This is a genomic window from Cupriavidus sp. PB-02 (genome assembly GCF_058252315.1).
This window is the reverse complement of record NZ_CM177695.1, coordinates 2,587,579-2,602,804: the sequence shown is the minus strand read 5'-3', so window position 1 is coordinate 2,602,804 and position 15,226 is coordinate 2,587,579. Positions and strand designations below refer to the sequence as shown.

General features: G+C 68.8%; 14 protein-coding genes and 1 pseudogene. 5 read left to right on the top strand and 10 right to left on the bottom strand.

What is annotated here, in order from left to right; genetic code table 11:
- Positions 1-173 precede the first annotated feature (173 nt).
- The gene (locus tag AC10V3_RS32555; protein WP_022539528.1) at positions 174-1,130 is read left to right on the top strand and encodes a chemotaxis protein; all 957 of its coding nucleotides are present in this window, start codon (positions 174-176) and stop codon (positions 1,128-1,130) included.
- A gap of 389 nt (positions 1,131-1,519) precedes the next feature.
- Here the strand turns inward: AC10V3_RS32555 and AC10V3_RS32550 are convergent, their stop codons facing one another.
- Positions 1,520-2,176 (bottom strand): peroxiredoxin, encoded by a 657-nt coding sequence (locus tag AC10V3_RS32550; RefSeq protein ID WP_022539527.1) that lies wholly within the window; start codon positions 2,174-2,176, stop codon positions 1,520-1,522.
- A 77-nt stretch (positions 2,177-2,253) separates the two neighbouring features.
- Positions 2,254-2,691, bottom strand: coding sequence for a universal stress protein (locus tag AC10V3_RS32545; protein WP_022539526.1), 438 nt, complete (start codon positions 2,689-2,691; stop codon positions 2,254-2,256).
- A gap of 275 nt (positions 2,692-2,966) precedes the next feature.
- Between AC10V3_RS32545 and AC10V3_RS32540 the strand changes: the two genes are divergently transcribed.
- Positions 2,967-4,643 (top strand): SulP family inorganic anion transporter, encoded by a 1,677-nt coding sequence (locus tag AC10V3_RS32540; protein ID WP_022539525.1) that lies wholly within the window; start codon positions 2,967-2,969, stop codon positions 4,641-4,643.
- Between the two features lie 21 nt (positions 4,644-4,664).
- On the opposite strand, the gene AC10V3_RS32535 is transcribed toward AC10V3_RS32540, so the two are convergent.
- The 4 genes from AC10V3_RS32535 to pdhA form a co-directional block, all read right to left on the bottom strand.
- A complete protein-coding gene (locus tag AC10V3_RS32535) occupies positions 4,665-4,859 on the bottom strand; it encodes a ribbon-helix-helix protein, CopG family (protein WP_022539524.1) in 195 nt (64 codons plus the stop codon).
- Positions 4,860-5,029: 170 nt separating this feature from the next.
- The gene (locus AC10V3_RS32530; protein ID WP_490923933.1) at positions 5,030-6,148 is read right to left on the bottom strand and encodes a dihydrolipoamide acetyltransferase family protein; all 1,119 of its coding nucleotides are present in this window, start codon (positions 6,146-6,148) and stop codon (positions 5,030-5,032) included.
- A 35-nt stretch (positions 6,149-6,183) separates the two neighbouring features.
- Positions 6,184-7,161, bottom strand: a complete 978-nt coding sequence (locus AC10V3_RS32525; protein WP_022539522.1) for an alpha-ketoacid dehydrogenase subunit beta — start codon at positions 7,159-7,161, stop codon at positions 6,184-6,186.
- A gap of 55 nt (positions 7,162-7,216) precedes the next feature.
- Entirely contained in the window at positions 7,217-8,302 is a 1,086-nt protein-coding gene (pdhA, locus tag AC10V3_RS32520) for a pyruvate dehydrogenase (acetyl-transferring) E1 component subunit alpha (RefSeq protein ID WP_022539521.1), read from the bottom strand.
- Positions 8,303-8,516: 214 nt separating this feature from the next.
- On the opposite strand from pdhA, the gene AC10V3_RS32515 reads away from it, so the two are divergent.
- The 3 genes from AC10V3_RS32515 (at position 8,517) to AC10V3_RS32505 (ending at position 11,118) form a co-directional block, all read left to right on the top strand.
- Positions 8,517-8,861: a hypothetical protein gene (locus AC10V3_RS32515; protein WP_022539520.1), complete on the top strand. Its 345-nt coding sequence runs from the start codon at positions 8,517-8,519 to the stop codon at positions 8,859-8,861.
- 68 nt (positions 8,862-8,929) lie between these two features.
- Positions 8,930-10,147, top strand: coding sequence for a cardiolipin synthase ClsB (gene clsB / locus AC10V3_RS32510; protein ID WP_041681847.1), 1,218 nt, complete (start codon positions 8,930-8,932; stop codon positions 10,145-10,147).
- Complete coding sequence (locus AC10V3_RS32505) at positions 10,147-11,118, top strand: lysylphosphatidylglycerol synthase domain-containing protein (protein ID WP_022539518.1); 972 nt, start codon at positions 10,147-10,149, stop codon at positions 11,116-11,118. The genes clsB and AC10V3_RS32505 overlap by 1 nt, the downstream gene beginning before the upstream one ends.
- A gap of 106 nt (positions 11,119-11,224) precedes the next feature.
- On the opposite strand, the pseudogene AC10V3_RS32500 reads toward AC10V3_RS32505, so the two are convergent.
- The 4 genes and pseudogenes from AC10V3_RS32500 to AC10V3_RS32485 form a co-directional block, all read right to left on the bottom strand.
- Positions 11,225-12,587: pseudogene (locus AC10V3_RS32500) on the bottom strand (LLM class flavin-dependent oxidoreductase).
- A 24-nt stretch (positions 12,588-12,611) separates the two neighbouring features.
- A complete protein-coding gene (locus AC10V3_RS32495) occupies positions 12,612-13,574 on the bottom strand; it encodes a TauD/TfdA dioxygenase family protein (RefSeq protein WP_022539515.1) in 963 nt (320 codons plus the stop codon).
- A gap of 31 nt (positions 13,575-13,605) precedes the next feature.
- Positions 13,606-14,394, bottom strand: a complete 789-nt coding sequence (locus AC10V3_RS32490; protein ID WP_022539514.1) for an ABC transporter ATP-binding protein — start codon at positions 14,392-14,394, stop codon at positions 13,606-13,608.
- Between the two features lie 25 nt (positions 14,395-14,419).
- Positions 14,420-15,220 carry an ABC transporter permease gene (locus tag AC10V3_RS32485; RefSeq protein ID WP_022539513.1) on the bottom strand — a complete coding sequence of 267 codons (801 nt, stop codon included), beginning with the start codon at positions 15,218-15,220 and terminating at the stop codon, positions 14,420-14,422.
- Between the last annotated feature and the right edge of the window lie 6 nt (positions 15,221-15,226).

Here is a 15,226-nt window from a genome sequence, read left to right as displayed (position 1 = left end):
GATGGCGTGCCCCGGACCGCTGCGCCGCGCAGCCCGTCGCGCTGCGTCCCTCAACTCTCCATTCCCCAGGCCGATATCCAGTCATGACCCCTGCCGCCCGCCATCCGCCGCGGCCGCAGGCACAGGACAACGACGGCGGGAAACACCATCCAACGCAGGCACGGGAGCGACGCATGAGCAGTTCCATGAGGGACATCGACGAACGGACGAACCTCACCAACAACAACCAGTTCGAGCTGCTGCTGTTCCGGCTCGGCGACGCGGAGCAGTCCGGCCAGTCGGAGCTGTTCGGCATCAACGTGTTCAAGGTGCGCGAGATCCTGGTGATGCCGCCGGTGACCACGGTGGTCGGCGCCGATCCGTCGATCCTGGGCATGTCCGACATCCGCGGCCAGGTGATTCCGGTGATCGACCTGCCCAGGCTGGTTGGCTGCAAGCCGCGCAGCGGGCTGGGCATCCTGCTGGTGACGGAGTACGCGCGCTCGACGCAGGGCTTTGCGGTGGAGGCGGTGGAGGAAATCGTGCGCCTGGAGTGGAACCAGGTGCATTCGGCCGAGGCGAGCGTGCGCACCGGCCATGTGACCAGCATCGCCAAGCTCGATGCGGGCACGGACAACGCGCGGCTGGTGCAGGTGCTGGACGTGGAGCAGATCCTGCGCGACGTGCTGCCGAAGCGCCAGCCGGACGTCGACCCGGGCGCGGTCGGACCGCAACTGAACCTGCGGCCGGGGGCCAAGGTGATTGCCGCCGACGATTCGGCCCTGGCGCGTGGGCTGATCGAGCAGGGGCTGAAGGCCCTGGGCGCCCCGGTGGTGATGACCAAGTCGGGCAAGGAGGCCTGGGACCTGCTCGACAAGATCGCTGCCGAGGCCGCCAGCCATGGCAAGTCCGTGCACGACGAGGTGGCGCTGGTGCTGACCGACCTGGAAATGCCGGAGATGGACGGCTTTACACTGACGCGCAAGATCAAGGCGGACAGCCGGCTGAAGCAGTTGCCGGTGGTGATTCACTCGTCACTGTCGGGCGAGGCCAGCGAGGAGCATGTGCGCAAGGTGGGCGCGGACGCCTATGTGGCGAAGTTTGTTGCGAAGGAACTGGCGGATACCATCCGCGATGTGCTGACGCGTTGAGCACTCGGTGACGGTTTCCCGACGGTCATTGCGGCCTTGACTTGGAATCGTCACAAAATCATCGAACGGCGGCCATCGTGCCGCCATTTTTATTGCTGCCCTCGCTGCCGGCCCGGCAGGCAGCAATAGGCACAAAATGCAAGCGGCCGCAAGCATTCCCGTACGTAAACAGGTTGCCTATAAAACGGGCACTCCAGTGCGTTCCAGCGCCGGCGCGCCCTTTGCGGTTGTCAAGAGGGGGGATATCCACTGAACCTGTGGATAGATGCTGTGGACAAGTCAGGGCGTCCCGGCCGGTACTGCTCCGGGACGCCTGCCTGCGGTCTTGCGTGACCTCCACGCTCTTGCTGCGCTCCCTGTCGCTCGCTCTCCCTTTCCTGGCTCCCCGATTACTTGGGCTGTTCCACCGTGCGCAGGTAAGGCTTCAGGGTCTTGAAGCCTTGCGGGTATTTTTTCTTGGCATCTTCGTCCGAAACCGATGTCGGAATGATGACGTCCTCGCCCGGCTTCCAGTTCACCGGCGTGGCCACGGTGTGCTTGGCGTTGAGCTGCAGCGAATCCAGCAGCCGCAGCACTTCATCGAAATTGCGCCCGGCGCTCATCGGGTACACCAGCATGGCCTTGACCTTCTTGTCCGGACCGATGAGGAACACCGAGCGGACGGTCGCGTTGTCGACCGCCGTGCGCGGGCCGCTGCCGCTGGCCTCGGGGTGGATCATGTCGTAGAGCTTGGCCACGGTCAGGTCGGCATCGCCGATCATCGGGTAGTTGACGGCATGGCCCTGCGTTTCCTCGATGTCCTTGGCCCAGCGCTGGTGGTCGCTGACCGGGTCGACGCTCAGGCCGATGATCTTGGTATTGCGCTTGTCGAACTCGGGCTTGAGCCCGGCCATATAGCCCAGTTCGGTGGTGCATACCGGCGTGAAGTCCTTGGGATGCGAGAACAGGATGGCCCAGCCGTCGCCGATCCACTCATGGAAATTGATCTTTCCCTCGGTGGTGTCGGCGGTGAAGTCGGGGGCTTGTTCGCCCAGTCTAATCGCCATGGTTGCGCTCCTTGCAAGTTGGCATTGGGGTGGAAAAGCGCGTCGCCGGCCGGCGACGCTCGCTGTTGCCTTGGCGCCTAGCGGAATACCAGTACCGGTATCGCGCTGTGTGTCAGGACCTTTTGCGTTTCGCTGCCGATCAGCAGTGCCTGCAACCCGCGCCGGCCGTGCGAGGACATCACGATCAGGTCGCAGCCGCGCTGCTCCGCGCACTGGATGATGGCCTGCCAGGGATGGTCGTCGGTGGCGGTGACGGTTTCACAGGGCACGCCGGCCTGCCCCGCGGCGCGGCTGAGCGCGGCGAGAAAGGTGTCCGCGTGGCGCGCGGCTTCGGCGGCGAAGGTGTCCTTGGTGTCCTGCAGGCTGGTCAGCCGGTAGGTCAGGATGTGGTACTCGGGAATCACATGCAGGCCGGTCACGCGGGCCTCGATGCGGCTGGCAAACGTCATGGCGCGGGCCGCCATGGCTTCGGCGCGCGGCGAACCGTCGGTGGGGACAAGGAGGTGCTTGAACATGGTGGGCCTCCGATTGCGAAATAATTTACCGCCTCCGCCTGGCCCGTCCCCCGGACTGCCGGGCGAGCCCATCCAGTATAGGAATTGGGCGCTGATAGCGACAGGGTGACGCGGGCGTGCCGGCGCGCTTTTTGCACGCCTTCATGCCAGGTCCTTGCGCCCCGCGGCGCAAGCCGCAAGTGCCGGGCCGGCATGTTATGGGAATTAACATACTGTTATCATCCGATGCACCCGCACTCCTTCACGCCCACCCCACGACTGAAAGGGATCTACGCATGATCGCGCTGCGCGAAGCATGGCTGGCCGGGCTGTTCCGGCGCGGCAACTGGCTGCCTAACCTCGTCTCGGGCGTGATCGTCGGGGTGGTGGCGCTGCCGCTGGCGATGGCGTTCGCGATCGCTTCCGGGGCCAAGCCGGAGCAGGGCCTGTACACGGCCATCGTCGCCGGGCTGGCGGTGTCGCTGTTCGGCGGCAGCCGGCTGCAGATTGCGGGCCCCACAGGCGCCTTCATCGTGGTGCTGTCCGCGATCACCGCGCGCTACGGCATCGACGGCCTGCAGATCGCCACGCTGATGGCCGGGCTGATCCTGCTGGCGATGGGCCTGACGCGGCTGGGCAGTGTGATCCGGTTTATCCCGGCGCCGGTGATCGTCGGCTTTACCGCGGGCATCGGCGTCATCATCTTCGTCGGGCAGTGGCGGGATTTCTTCGGCCTGCCTGCGGTGGCTGGCGAGCATTTCCACGAAAAATTCTGGCACCTGCTGCAGGCCCTGCCGCAGTGGCATCCGGCCACCACCGCGCTGGCGCTCGGCAGCCTGCTGCTGGTGGTGGGCGCGCCGCGGGTGCGCTGGCTGCACCGCATCCCCGGTCCGCTGGTGGCGCTGGTGGTGGCGACCGCGGTGCAGGCGCTGTTCGGCTTCGACGGCGTGGCCACCATCGGCAGTGCCTTTGGCGGGCTGCCGCGCGGGCTGCCGGCGCCAACCCTGCCGGAGGTCACGCTGGCGCGCGTGATCGAGCTGGCCGGGCCCGCGTTCACCATCGCCATGCTGGGCGCGATCGAATCGCTGCTGTCGGCGGTGGTGGCCGACGGCATGGCCGGCACGCGGCACGATTCCAACCAGGAGCTGGTGGGCCAGGGCATCGCCAATATCCTGGCGCCGCTCTTTGGCGGGTTTGCTGCCACCGGCGCGATCGCGCGCACGGCCACCAATGTCCGCAACGGCGGCAACAGCCCGCTGGCTGGCGTGGTCCATGCGCTGACACTGGTGATGGTGCTGCTGTTCCTGGCGCCACTGGCGGCGAGCGTGCCGCTGCCCACGCTCGCGGCGATCCTGTTCGTGGTGGCGTACAACATGAGCGAGGTGCGCCACTTCGCGCGCATGGTGCGCCGGGCGCCGCGTGCCGACGTGGCCATCCTGCTGATCACCTTCACGCTGACCGTGCTGACCGACCTGGTGGTGGCGGTCAATATCGGCGTGATCCTGGCCATGCTGCAGTTCCTGCGCCGCATGTCGGCCTCGGTGGAAGTGGCGCACCAGGATGCGCTGGAGATCGAGCGCGAACTGGGCACGGCCGGTGGCGACCAGGGCGGCCTGCCCATGCGGATGTCGCCGGGCGTGATGGTCTACTCGATCGAGGGCCCGTTCTTCTTTGGCGCGGTGGAGACCTGCGAGCGCGCGCTGGTGCAGACGCATACCGATCCACGCGTGCTGCTGATCAGGTTGGGGCGCGTGCCCTTCATGGACATGACCGGCTTGCAGACGCTGGAAGCGGTGATCGGCACGCTGCGCAAGCGTGGCGTGGCGGTGGTGCTGGCCGAAGCCAACGGGCGCGTCCGGCAGAAACTGGCGCGCGCGGGGGTGATGGCGGTGCTGGGCGAGGAGAACTACGCGGATTCGCTGGCGGACGCGGCAAGGCGCTGCAGCGTGCTGGCGGGAGATGCGGGAATCTAGTGGGCGAGGCCTTGCGCTGGCTTACTTCTTCGGCCGGGTATTGCCCGCCGGTCGTGCCTTGGTGGCGTATTCCACGCCATGCTGCGCCAGGTAGTCGCGGATCAGCTGGCGCACCACCTGCGAGGGCGTCAGGTCCTGCGAGGCGCACAGGGTTTCGAAGGCCTTCTTCTTGTCCGGATCGATCAGGATGGTGAGGCGGGCGGTTTTGGATTCCATGAGGGGTGTCAGGCGGTCCCGGCTGGGTGACGGCGGCGGCAATTGGAATCGCATTATATACAGCGTATTTGCAGCGCCAACCAGCTCCGAAGCCCGACAGTTTTCTCTGTTCGCCAGGGGTGGCAGCGTTTTCCAGACGCTCCCGTACTGTGAGTCCCTGCGAAGTCCTGCTACGTCGCCAGCTCCAGGTCCGCAATCACCGCCGCCAGGAACCGCGCCGCCTCGCCACCGGTCACCACCCGATGGTCAAAGGTCAGGCTGAGCGGCATCACCCGATGCACGGCCGGCACGCCTTTCGCCGCCACCACTTCTTCCCGCACGCGGCCCGCCCCCAGGATCGCCACCGTAGGCGGCACCACGATCGGTGCGGCATAGCGGCCCGCGATCATGCCGAAGTTGGACAGCGTGATGGTGTTGCCGCGCATCTCCTCCGGTGCGATGGTGCGCGCGCGGATATCGGTGCGCATGCGATCCAGGCCCTTGCGCAGGTCGCCCGGGTCGCGGTTGCCCACGTCGCGCAGCACCGGCACGAACAGGCCTTCGGGCAGGTCGGCGGCGATGCCGACGTCGATCTTCTTCAGCACATGGCGGCGCCCGGTCTGGCCTTCGTACCAGGCATTGAGTCCGGGCTCCGCGCGGCAGCCGGCAACCAGCGCGCGCACCAGCCGGATGGTGACATCGGCGCCGGCTTGCCAGGCATGGATATCGGCATCGTCCATCACCGTGGCCGCGGCCACTTCGTTCTGCGCGCGCGCCATGTTCTGCGCCATCGCGCGGCGCACGCCCCGCAGTACTTCCGGCGCGCCGAGTTCTGCCAGTGTGGCCGCCACGCGCTCCACGTCGTCGGCGGTGATCACGCCTTCGGGACCGGAGGCGGTCGCCATCGCCAGGTCCACGCCGAGGCGCCGTGCCAGCACGCGCACCGCCGGCGCGGCCTTGACGCGCGCCGCCATGCCGGCCACGGGCGCCGGCGCACCCGGCGGCCCGGCTTCATTGACCACGCGCGTGCCGACCTGTACCGAGCCCACCACCGTGCCCGCATCGGCATCCTCGCCCGCGCCCTCGAAGGCCACCAACGGCGCGCCCAGGTGCACGATATCGCCCGGCTCCGCAAACAGCTTGCCGATGGTGCCCGCATAGGGCGACGGGATCTCGACGATGGCCTTGGCCGTCTCCACCGACAGGAGCGGCTGGTCCGCGGCCACGGTATCTCCTGCCTTGACATGCCAGGTCACGATCTCGGCCTCTTGCAGGCCTTCGCCCAGGTCGGGCAGCTTGAAGACTCTCATCGTCACTCCTTGCCCACCCTTGCCAATCATTCAGCTCATGCCGCCATGGCCTTGCGCGCCGCGTCGACGATGCGCGCGACGCTGGGCAGGTAGGTATATTCCAGCCGCGCCAGCGGCACCACGGTATCGAAGCCCGTCACGCGCTGCACCGGCGCGGCCAGCGAATAGAGCCCCGCGTCGGCCAGCCCCGCAGCGATCTCGGCGCCAAAGCCGGCGGTGCGGGGCGCCTCGTGCACGATCACGCAGCGCCCGGTGCGCGCCACCGAATCCAGGATGGTCTGCAGGTCCAGCGGCTTGAGCGTGGCCACGTCGATCACCGTGGCGGTCACGCCTTCGGCGGCCAGTTCGTCGGCCGCGGCGAGCGTTTCCTGCATCATCGCGCCCCAACTCACCAGCGTGATGTCGTTGCCTTCGCGCAGCGTGAAGCAGGTGTCCAGCGGCAGCGCCGCGCCGTCGTCGGCCACCTCCTGGCGGAACAGCCGGTACAGCCGCGTGGGCTCCAGGAAGATGACGGGGTCGGGATCGGCGATGGCGGCCAGCAGCAGGCCGTAAGCACGCGCCGGGGACGACGGCACGACCACGCGCAGGCCCGGCATATGCGCGAACATCGCCTCCGGGCTCTCCGAATGATGCTCGGGCGCATGGATGCCGGCGCCGAACGGCGAGCGCACCACCATCGGACAGGACAAGCGCCCGCGGGTACGGTGCCGCATGCGCCCGGCATGGTTGATGATGTGGTCGACCGTCGGATAGATAAAGCCGGTGAACTGGATCTCGGCCACGGGCTTCAGCCCCATCGCCGCCATGCCGATGGCCGCGCCGACGATGCCGCCTTCGGCCAGCGGCGTGTCCATGACCCGCGCCGCGCCGAAGCGCGCCTGCAGGCCCACGGTGGCGCGGAACACGCCGCCGTTGACGCCGATGTCCTCGCCCAGCAGCAGCACGTCGGGATCGTTGGCCAGCGCGTGGGCCAGCGCCAGGTTGACCGCTTCGACCAGATTGACTTCCGCCATGGTTCGCTCGCTATGTCGCGTGAGGATCGTTCGGGCCGTACGCTGCAGTGCCTCGCTATCCGTGCGGCGCCGCGAAGCGCCGTGCCGTCTCCAGCTGCGCCTGCAGTTCGGCCGGCATGGTCGCGTACAGGCAGTCGAACATCGCCGCGGGGTCCGGCGGCGGCAGCGCCAGGTAGGCTTCCACCGCCTGCGCGACCTTCTGCGAGCACGCCTTGACCAGTGCCTCTTCGCGTGCGGCGTCCCACGCTTGCAGCGCCAGCAGGTGGGTGCGCAGCCGCAGCAACGGTTCTTCCTCCCAGTGCGCCTTGACGGTGGCCTCGTCGCGGTAGCGCGAGGCGTCGTCGGCCGTGGTGTGGTCGCCCAGGCGATAGGTGATGGCCTCGATCAGTGCGGGCCCGCCGCCTGCGCGGGCGCGTTCGATCGCCTCGCCGACACGGTGGCGCACCGCGACGATGTCGTTGCCGTCGATCTGCTCGCCCGGGATGCCCGCCGCGATGGCCTTCTGCGCCAGCGTCTGCGCCGCGGTCTGCTTGCTGCGCGGCATCGAGATCGCCCACTGGTTGTTGTTCACCACGATCACCAGCGGCGCGTGCCACGCGCCGGCCATGTTCATGCCTTCATAGAAGTCGCCCTTGGAGGTGCCGCCGTCGCCCAGCAGGCAGACCGCCACGCGCGGCTCGCCGCGCAGCTGGAACGCATACGCGGCGCCGGCCGCGTGGCATACCTGGGTGCCGATCGGCACGCAGTTGGCAAAGTCATGCGGCGCTGCGGCAAAGCCGCTGCCGCGCTCGTCGCCGCCCCAGTAGAGCAGGCTCTCGGTCATCGTGACGCCCCGCACAAACTGTGCGGCGTGGTCGCGGTACGACGGCACCAGCACGTCCTCCGGTCGCATCGCATGCGCCACGCCCACGCCGATGGCTTCCTGGCCCAGCGCCGAGGCAAAGGTGCCGATCTTGCCGGTGCGCTGCAGCGCGATCGCCTTCAGGTCGAACTGGCGCGTCAGCACCATCGCCTGGTACAGCGTCACCAGCGCGTCAGGATCGCGGGCAAGGGGTGGGGGAGGGGAAGTGGGGGAAGACGTGTCGCCTGGCGGGGCGAGATAACGGGTGTAGCCGATCTCGAAGCTCGCAACCGTGGACATGGCAGGTCTCTCGATGCGCGTGTCGTGTTGTGGTCCCGGGCGTGCCTTGTGGGCGTGCCCGGGTGTGTAGTCGAGTGTAGGGCATTTGCCGCGGGATGGCGGGGGCGATTGTCGTGCTGCGCACAAGCGCCTGCTGGCGCCGGCCGGGCGACCTGCCGCGCGCGGTACCGTTGCACTACGCTGGATCCCATCGCCACCCCGATGCGAGGCCGACATGCCCGAGCAACTCACCCGGCATCCGGAAGTCACGATCCAGGTCTTGCGCAGCGCCGGCGCCCGCTGTGGCGAGGGCGCGCCGCAGCAGATCCTGAAGAGCTGCCCGCGCGAGCGCTTCTGCCAGCTGCCCGGCGGCGAGATCTGCGTCTACGGGCTGGACGGCGCCGCGGCGATGACGCAGATCACGCCCGCGGACTGGCAGGCGCTGGGCCCGCTGGCAGGCGCGCGGCAGGCCGATGCGCCGTCGATGGCAGTGGTGGTGGCGGCGCTGGCCGGACTGCTGGCCGGGGTGCTGCTGGCGGCATTGCTGGCGCGCTGGCGCCACGGCCGGTGGCGTCAATAGCCACACTTGCCGGGGAGCCCACGGTGTCATGCCGGCGCTGGCACGGTGTTTGCGGCTCCACTCCGGCCATGACACCGCTGCCGTCCGCCCCCGCCAGCATTCGCCTGCTAGAGAACGGCGAAGAGTACTTTCCGCGCGTGTTCGACGCGATTTCGCGCGCGCGTGAAAGCGTGCTATTGGAAACTTTTATCCTCTTCGACGACGAGGTAGGAAAGAAATTGCAAGCGGCACTGCTGGACGCCGCACGCCGCGGCGTGCGCGTGGCCCTCACAGTGGACGGCTTCGGCTCGCACGACCTGCCGCCCGGCTTCGTCGCCGAACTGGTCAGGGCGGGCGTGCACTTCTGCACTTTCTCGCCGCGGCGGCGGTTGTTCGGCGTGCGCACGCATATCTTCCGGCGCATGCACCGCAAGCTGGTCGCCATCGACGGCGAGGTGGCCTTCGTCGGCGGCATCAACTTCTCGGCCCAGCACCTGTATGACTTCGGTCCGCGGGCCAAGCAGGACTATGCGGTGGAGATCCGCGGCCCCGCGGCCCGGCAGGTGCAGGACTTCCTGCTGCGCGCAATGCCCGAGGCCTGCCCCGGCCCGCCGCCGCCGCGCGTACACGGCCGCGCCGCCCCGGCTGCGCCCACCACGGTGCGCCTGGTGACGCGCGACAACCACCGCCATCGCAACGATATCGAGTTCGCCTACCTCGATGCGATCCGCGCCGCGCGGCGCGAGGTGGTGATCGCCAATGCCTACTTCCTGCCGGGCTACCGGCTGCTGCATGCCCTGTGCGAAGCCGCGCAGCGCGGCGTGCAGGTGCGCCTGCTGCTGCAGGGCAAGCCCGACATGCCATGGGTGGCGCGCGCGGGTGGCCTGCTGTACAGCCACCTGCAGGACGCCGGCGTGCAGATCCTGGAATACGTCGAGCGTCCCTTCCACGGCAAGGTGGCCGTGGTCGACGACGCCTGGGCCACCGTGGGCTCGAGCAATCTCGACCCGCTCAGCCTGTCGCTGAACCTGGAGGCCAACCTGGTGATCCGCGAGCCCGGGTTTGCGCGCCTGCTGCGCGCACGGCTGCAGGCCCTGATCGCCGAGCGCTGCCGCGAAGTGCCGGCGCGCAAGCACGACCGCACCCTGCTCGACGCCGCCGGATCCACGCTGATGTTCCACTTCCTGCGCCGCTTCCCGGCATGGGCGGGCTGGCTGCCCGCGCATACGCCGCGGCTGGTGGCACCGCGCGAGGGCGATCCGCGCCGCCGTGGCCGCGTGATCGTGCTGGAAGGGGAGGCTGAATAGTGGTCGCGCAAGCCATCTCCGCAATCCGGCAGCATGCGCGCTGGCCGATGTGGCGGCGTGCCATCGGCATCGTGTTCATTGCCGCGGTGGTGGCGCTGATCGCACGCAAGCTTGGGACCATCGACTGGGATGCGGTGATCACCGCGCTGCGCGGCTTCGATCGCCGTACGCTGCTGCCGGCCGTCGGCTGCGTCGCGCTCACCGGGCTGCTGTACAGCCAGTTCGACGTGCTCGGCGTGCGCTATGCCGGACACCCGCTGCCGGTGCGCCGCACGATGGCGATCGCCTATGTCAGCTACACGCTCAGCCTCAACCTCGGGGCGACGCTCGGCGGCGCGGGCGTGCGCTATCGCCTGTATTCGCGCGCGGGACTCAGCGCGCCGCAGGTCTGGAGCGTGTTCGCGGTGGCGGTGACCAGCAACTGGCTCGGCTATGCGCTGCTGGCGGGGACCATATTGGCCGGGCAGTTGGTGGTGCTGCCGCCGGAGTGGGGCATTCCGCCGGTGGCGACGCGCCTGCTGGGTGCGCTGATGCTGGCCGCGCCCGCGGGCTACATGGCCGCCTGTGCGGTATGGCACGGCCGGCATCGCACTGTGCGCGACCATGACATCTATGTGCCGTCGGTCGGCTTTGCCGCGCTGCAGATTCTGGTGTCGGCCGGCAACTGGATGGCCGTGGCCGGAATCATGCATGCGCTGCTGCATACGCATGCGGACTACTTCACGGTGCTCGGGGTGCTGCTGGCCTCCGGCCTCGCGGGCGTCGTGGTCCGCGTGCCGGGCGGCCTTGGCGTGATCGAGACGGTGTTCTTTGCGATGCTGGGGGACCAGGTGCCGCATGCGCTGTTGGTGGCGGCGCTGATTGCGTACCGGGCGTTGTATTACCTGATTCCGCTGGTGGTGGGTTCGGTGGGATATTTCTTGCTGGAGGCGCGGGGGAAGCGGGAGGGTGGCCGACAGGAAACAGACTGAGCGAAGCCAACGGTATTAACCCGCCGCCCTCAGCCCTTGAGCCTCCTGCCCTCTCCCCCGGCCCCCTCTCCGGCACGCGGGAGAGGGGAGCAAGCAGGCCGTGCCGTCAGGCCCCGACCGCCACCGGCTGGCGCCAGCGCAGGTTTTCCGGCCGGCGCAGGCCAAGATGTTCGCGCAGCGTGGTGCCCGTATAGCGCTCGCGGAACAGGCCGCGGCGTTGCAGCTCCGGCACCACCAGCTCGATAAAGTCATCGAGTCCGCCCGGCAGCCATGGCGGCATCACGTTGAAGCCGTCGGCCGCTTCGTTTTCGAACCACGCCTGCAACTGGTCGGCGATGGATTGCGGCGTCCCGTGGATCGACCAGTGGCCGCGTGCGGTGGCCACGCGCAGGCACAGCTGGCGGATGGTCAGCCCCTCGCGCCGCGCCAGTCCGGTGACCAGCTGGAAGCGGCTCTTGGCACCGTTGGGTTCCACCAGGTTTTCAGGCAGCGGGCCGTCCAGCGGATAGGCGCTCAGGTCGATCCCGCCCAGATGCTGCGACAGCAGCGCCAGTCCCACGCTCGGATGGATCAGGCTTTGCAGCGCTTCGAACTTCTCCTGCGCCTCGGCCTCGCTGCGTCCCACTACCGGGAACACGCCCGGCAGGATCTTGAGCTGGTCCGGCGAGCGCCCGTAGCGCGCCAGCCTGCCTTTCAGGCCGCGGTAGAAGGCCTGCGCCTCGGCCAGCGACTGCTGCGCGGTGAAGATGACTTCGGCGGTGCGCGCGGCCAGTTCCTGCCCGGCCTCGGAAGAACCCGCCTGCACGATCACGGGATGGCCCTGCGGCGGACGTGCGACGTTGAGGGGTCCGCGCACCTGGAAATGCGCGCCGCGATGGTCGAGCGCGTGCAGCTTGTCCGCATCGAAATGCAGGCCGCTGTCCTTGTCGTAGAGAAAGGCGTCGTCCTCCCAGGTGTCCCACAGCCCGGTGACCACGTCGACGAATTCTTCGGCGCGCGCATAGCGGTCGGCATGCGCGGGATGGCGCTCCAGGCTGAAATTGTGCGCCTCGGCGTCTGACCGACGTCACCACGTTCCAGCCCGCGCGGCCGCCGCTGAGGTGGTCGAGCGAGGCGAACTTGCGCGCCACGTGATAGGGCTCGTTGTAGGTGGTGGAGGCGGTCGCCACCAGGCCGATGCGATGCGTCACCGCCGCCAGCGCCGACAGCAGCGTCAGCGGCTCGAAGGTTGCGGCGCGCGCGGTGCGCGGCAGCGTGGCTTCGTCCATGCCGCGGATGGCCACGCCGTCGGCGAGGAACAGCGCGTCGAAGCCCGCGGCCTCGGCGCGCTGCGCGAGCGCCACGTAGTGCGCCAGGTTACGGCCGGCGTCGGCCTGCGCGCCGGGATGGCGCCAGCCGGCGACGTGATGCCCGGTGACCTGGACAAAGGCGCCGAGATGCAGCTGGCGCGGCGGCTTGTGCTGTGACATGGATGCCCTCCGTGGCTGGCCGGGTCAGGCGGCGCGCTGCTGCGCGGCGTCGGCGGACTGGTTGGCCGGCGCGCTGCCCTCGCGGCGCACGCCCGCCTTGACCGCCACGCTGCGGCGGCCGTCCACGCTGACCGGCACGTCACCGGCAACCGTCGCACGGCGCACCACGCGGTGCGCATCGCCGTAGTCGTTGATGGCGTAGTGCTGGGTGGCGCGGTTGTCCCAGATGGCAACGTCGCCGGTGCGCCAGCGCCAGCGCACGGTGTTCTCGAGCCGGTGCACGTGGCCTTGCAGCACCGACACCAGGTGCGCGGAATCCGTCGCGGAGTAGCCCAGCAGCTTCTTGACGAAATGTCCCAGCACCAGCGTGCGTTCGCCGGTTTCGGGATGCACGCGCACCACCGGGTGCTCGGTCTCGTAGAGCGCCGAGGTGAACAGTTCACGGTAGCGCCTGAGGCTGGCGCTGTTGGCATTGACGTGGCTGGCGGCGTAGTCGTAGTCGTTGGTATGCAGCGCCCACAGCTTGTCCGCGAGCTCGCGCAGCGGCTCAGGCAGGTCCTGGTAGGCTGCGGCGGTGTTGGCCCACACCGTGTCGCCGCCGGCGGCGGGGATGGTCACCGCGCGCAGCACCGACACGGCCGGATAGGCCAGGTCGAAGGTCACGTCCGTATGCCAGGAGTTGGCGCGCCCGCCGTGCTCGGAATCGAGTTCGAGAAGCTGCGTGCCGTCGCGCGACGGCACGGTCGGGTGCGGCACGGTGTCGCCGAACTGGCCGGCAAAGCGCTGCTGCGCCGCATCGTCCAGGTGCACCTGGTCGCGGAAGAACAGCACCTTGTGCCTGAGCAGCGCGGCGCGAATCGCCGCGAAGGTAGCGGGATGCAGGTCGCCGTGCAGTGCGACGCCGCGCACTTCGGCGCCGATGCGGCCGGCGACCGGGTGGATGTCGAGCTGGACCGGTTGGTCTTGCGGGGTATTGGCTTGTGTCATCACGAGGCTCCGGGGAGGAAAGAGGATTGGGTCAGGCGGGTGCGAGTTCGGGCTGCTCCGTCGGCACCTGCCCGGCGAACTCGCGCAGCACGGCATCGCGCACGCCGGCGAAGGGCGGCCCCGCGCGCTCGCGCGGATGCGGCAGGTCGACCGGCACGATGCGGCGGATGCGGCCGGGGCGCGGCTCCATCACCACCACGCGGCCGCCGAGGAAGACGGCTTCCTCCACGTCGTGCGTGACCAGGATCATGGTGATGCCTTCGGCCTGCCAGATGCGGTGCAGCTCCTGCTGCAGGTAGGCGCGGGTCATTGCATCGAGCGCGCCGAAGGGTTCGTCGAGCAGCAGGATTTCCGGGCGCGTCACCAGCGCGCGCGCAATCGCCACGCGCTGCGACATGCCACCGGAGAGCTGGTGCGGATACGCCTGCTCGAAGCCGCGCAGGCCGACCAGCGCGATATGCTCGGCGACGCTGCGTTCCTTCTCGGCGGTGCTGCCCGGCAGGTTGAGCAGCGCCAGCCGGATGTTCTGTTCCACCGTCAGCCACGGGAACAGCCGGTGCTCCTGGAACACGATGCCGCGCTGCAGGCTGGTGCCGGCCACGCGCTTGCCGTCGAGCAGGATCTCGCCGCGGTAGTCTTCCTCCAGCCCCACCACCAGCCGCAGCAAGGTCGACTTGCCGCAACCGCTGGCGCCGACGATGCTGACGAACTCGCCGGGAGCGATGGTCAGGGTGATGTCCTCGAGCACGGGCAGGGCCCGGCCCTTGACTTCGTATTGCTTGTGCAGGTGCGCGATGCTGAGCGTGCCGGCATGTGGCATGGGGTTCTCCGTCAGTCAGGTTAGATCAGCCGGCCGCTACCGAGCGTCCGCGCCACGCCAGCAACCGTCGTTCGATACGGCTGGCGATCCAGTTCAGCGTGAAGCCGACCAGGCCGACCACGATCACGCCGAAGATCACCAGGTCCATCCAGAAGTTCTCGCGCCCGTCGACCATGGTGTTGCCGATGCCCTTGCCCGAGACCAGCAGGTACTCCGCGCCCAGCGTCGCCAGCCATGCATAGATCAGCCCCAGGTGGATGCCGGCGAAGATCGACGGCGCCGCCGATGGCAGCACCACGCGCCACAGCACCTGCACACGGGTAAAGCGCAGCACGCGCGCCACTTCCAGCAGGTCGGCGGGCACGGCGCGGATGCCTTCGAAGGTATTGAGCACCACCGGGAAGAACGCCGCCAGCGACAGGAACACCACCTTGGCGGCATCGCCCAGCCCGAACCAGACCGAGATCAGCGGAATCCACGCGAACAGCGAGATCTGCTTGACGGTGTGGAAGCTCGGGCCCGCCAGCCGCTCGAACAGCCGCGACAGCCCCAGCGCCGCGCCGAACACCAGCCCCACGGTGGCGCCGATGGCAAAGCCAGCCAGGTCGCGCCACAGGCTGGCGGACAGCGACACGAACAGCGCGCCGCTCTGCACCTGGCGCACGGCGGCGTCCCAGACGCTGGAGACCGGCACCAGCAGCGGCGAGGTGGTCCAGTTGAAGCGCACGGCGGCCCACCACAACGCGAGCAGCGCGAGCGGCAGGACCCAGCCGCGCAAGGCGCGGGGCACAGAGAGTCGGCGCACGGAGTTTGCGGAAATCGTCATCGCTGC

Excerpts from the sequence above, each read along its gene's own strand:
- AC10V3_RS32515 (WP_022539520.1), top strand. The coding sequence starts at position 8,517 with ATGCCCGAGCAACTCACCCGGCATCCGGAAGTCACGATCCAGGTCTTG.
- AC10V3_RS32495 (WP_022539515.1), bottom strand. The coding sequence starts at position 13,574 with ATGACACAAGCCAATACCCCGCAAGACCAACCGGTCCAGCTCGACATC.
- AC10V3_RS32540 (WP_022539525.1), top strand. The coding sequence starts at position 2,967 with ATGATCGCGCTGCGCGAAGCATGGCTGGCCGGGCTGTTCCGGCGCGGC.
- AC10V3_RS32550 (WP_022539527.1), bottom strand. The coding sequence starts at position 2,176 with ATGGCGATTAGACTGGGCGAACAAGCCCCCGACTTCACCGCCGACACC.
- AC10V3_RS32525 (WP_022539522.1), bottom strand. The coding sequence starts at position 7,161 with ATGGCGGAAGTCAATCTGGTCGAAGCGGTCAACCTGGCGCTGGCCCAC.
- clsB (WP_041681847.1), top strand. The coding sequence starts at position 8,930 with ATGACACCGCTGCCGTCCGCCCCCGCCAGCATTCGCCTGCTAGAGAAC.
- AC10V3_RS32485 (WP_022539513.1), bottom strand. The coding sequence starts at position 15,220 with ATGACGATTTCCGCAAACTCCGTGCGCCGACTCTCTGTGCCCCGCGCC.
- AC10V3_RS32555 (WP_022539528.1), top strand. The coding sequence starts at position 174 with ATGAGCAGTTCCATGAGGGACATCGACGAACGGACGAACCTCACCAAC.
- AC10V3_RS32530 (WP_490923933.1), bottom strand. The coding sequence starts at position 6,148 with ATGAGAGTCTTCAAGCTGCCCGACCTGGGCGAAGGCCTGCAAGAGGCC.
- pdhA (WP_022539521.1), bottom strand. The coding sequence starts at position 8,302 with ATGTCCACGGTTGCGAGCTTCGAGATCGGCTACACCCGTTATCTCGCC.
- AC10V3_RS32490 (WP_022539514.1), bottom strand. The coding sequence starts at position 14,394 with ATGCCACATGCCGGCACGCTCAGCATCGCGCACCTGCACAAGCAATAC.
- AC10V3_RS32545 (WP_022539526.1), bottom strand. The coding sequence starts at position 2,691 with ATGTTCAAGCACCTCCTTGTCCCCACCGACGGTTCGCCGCGCGCCGAA.
- AC10V3_RS32535 (WP_022539524.1), bottom strand. The coding sequence starts at position 4,859 with ATGGAATCCAAAACCGCCCGCCTCACCATCCTGATCGATCCGGACAAG.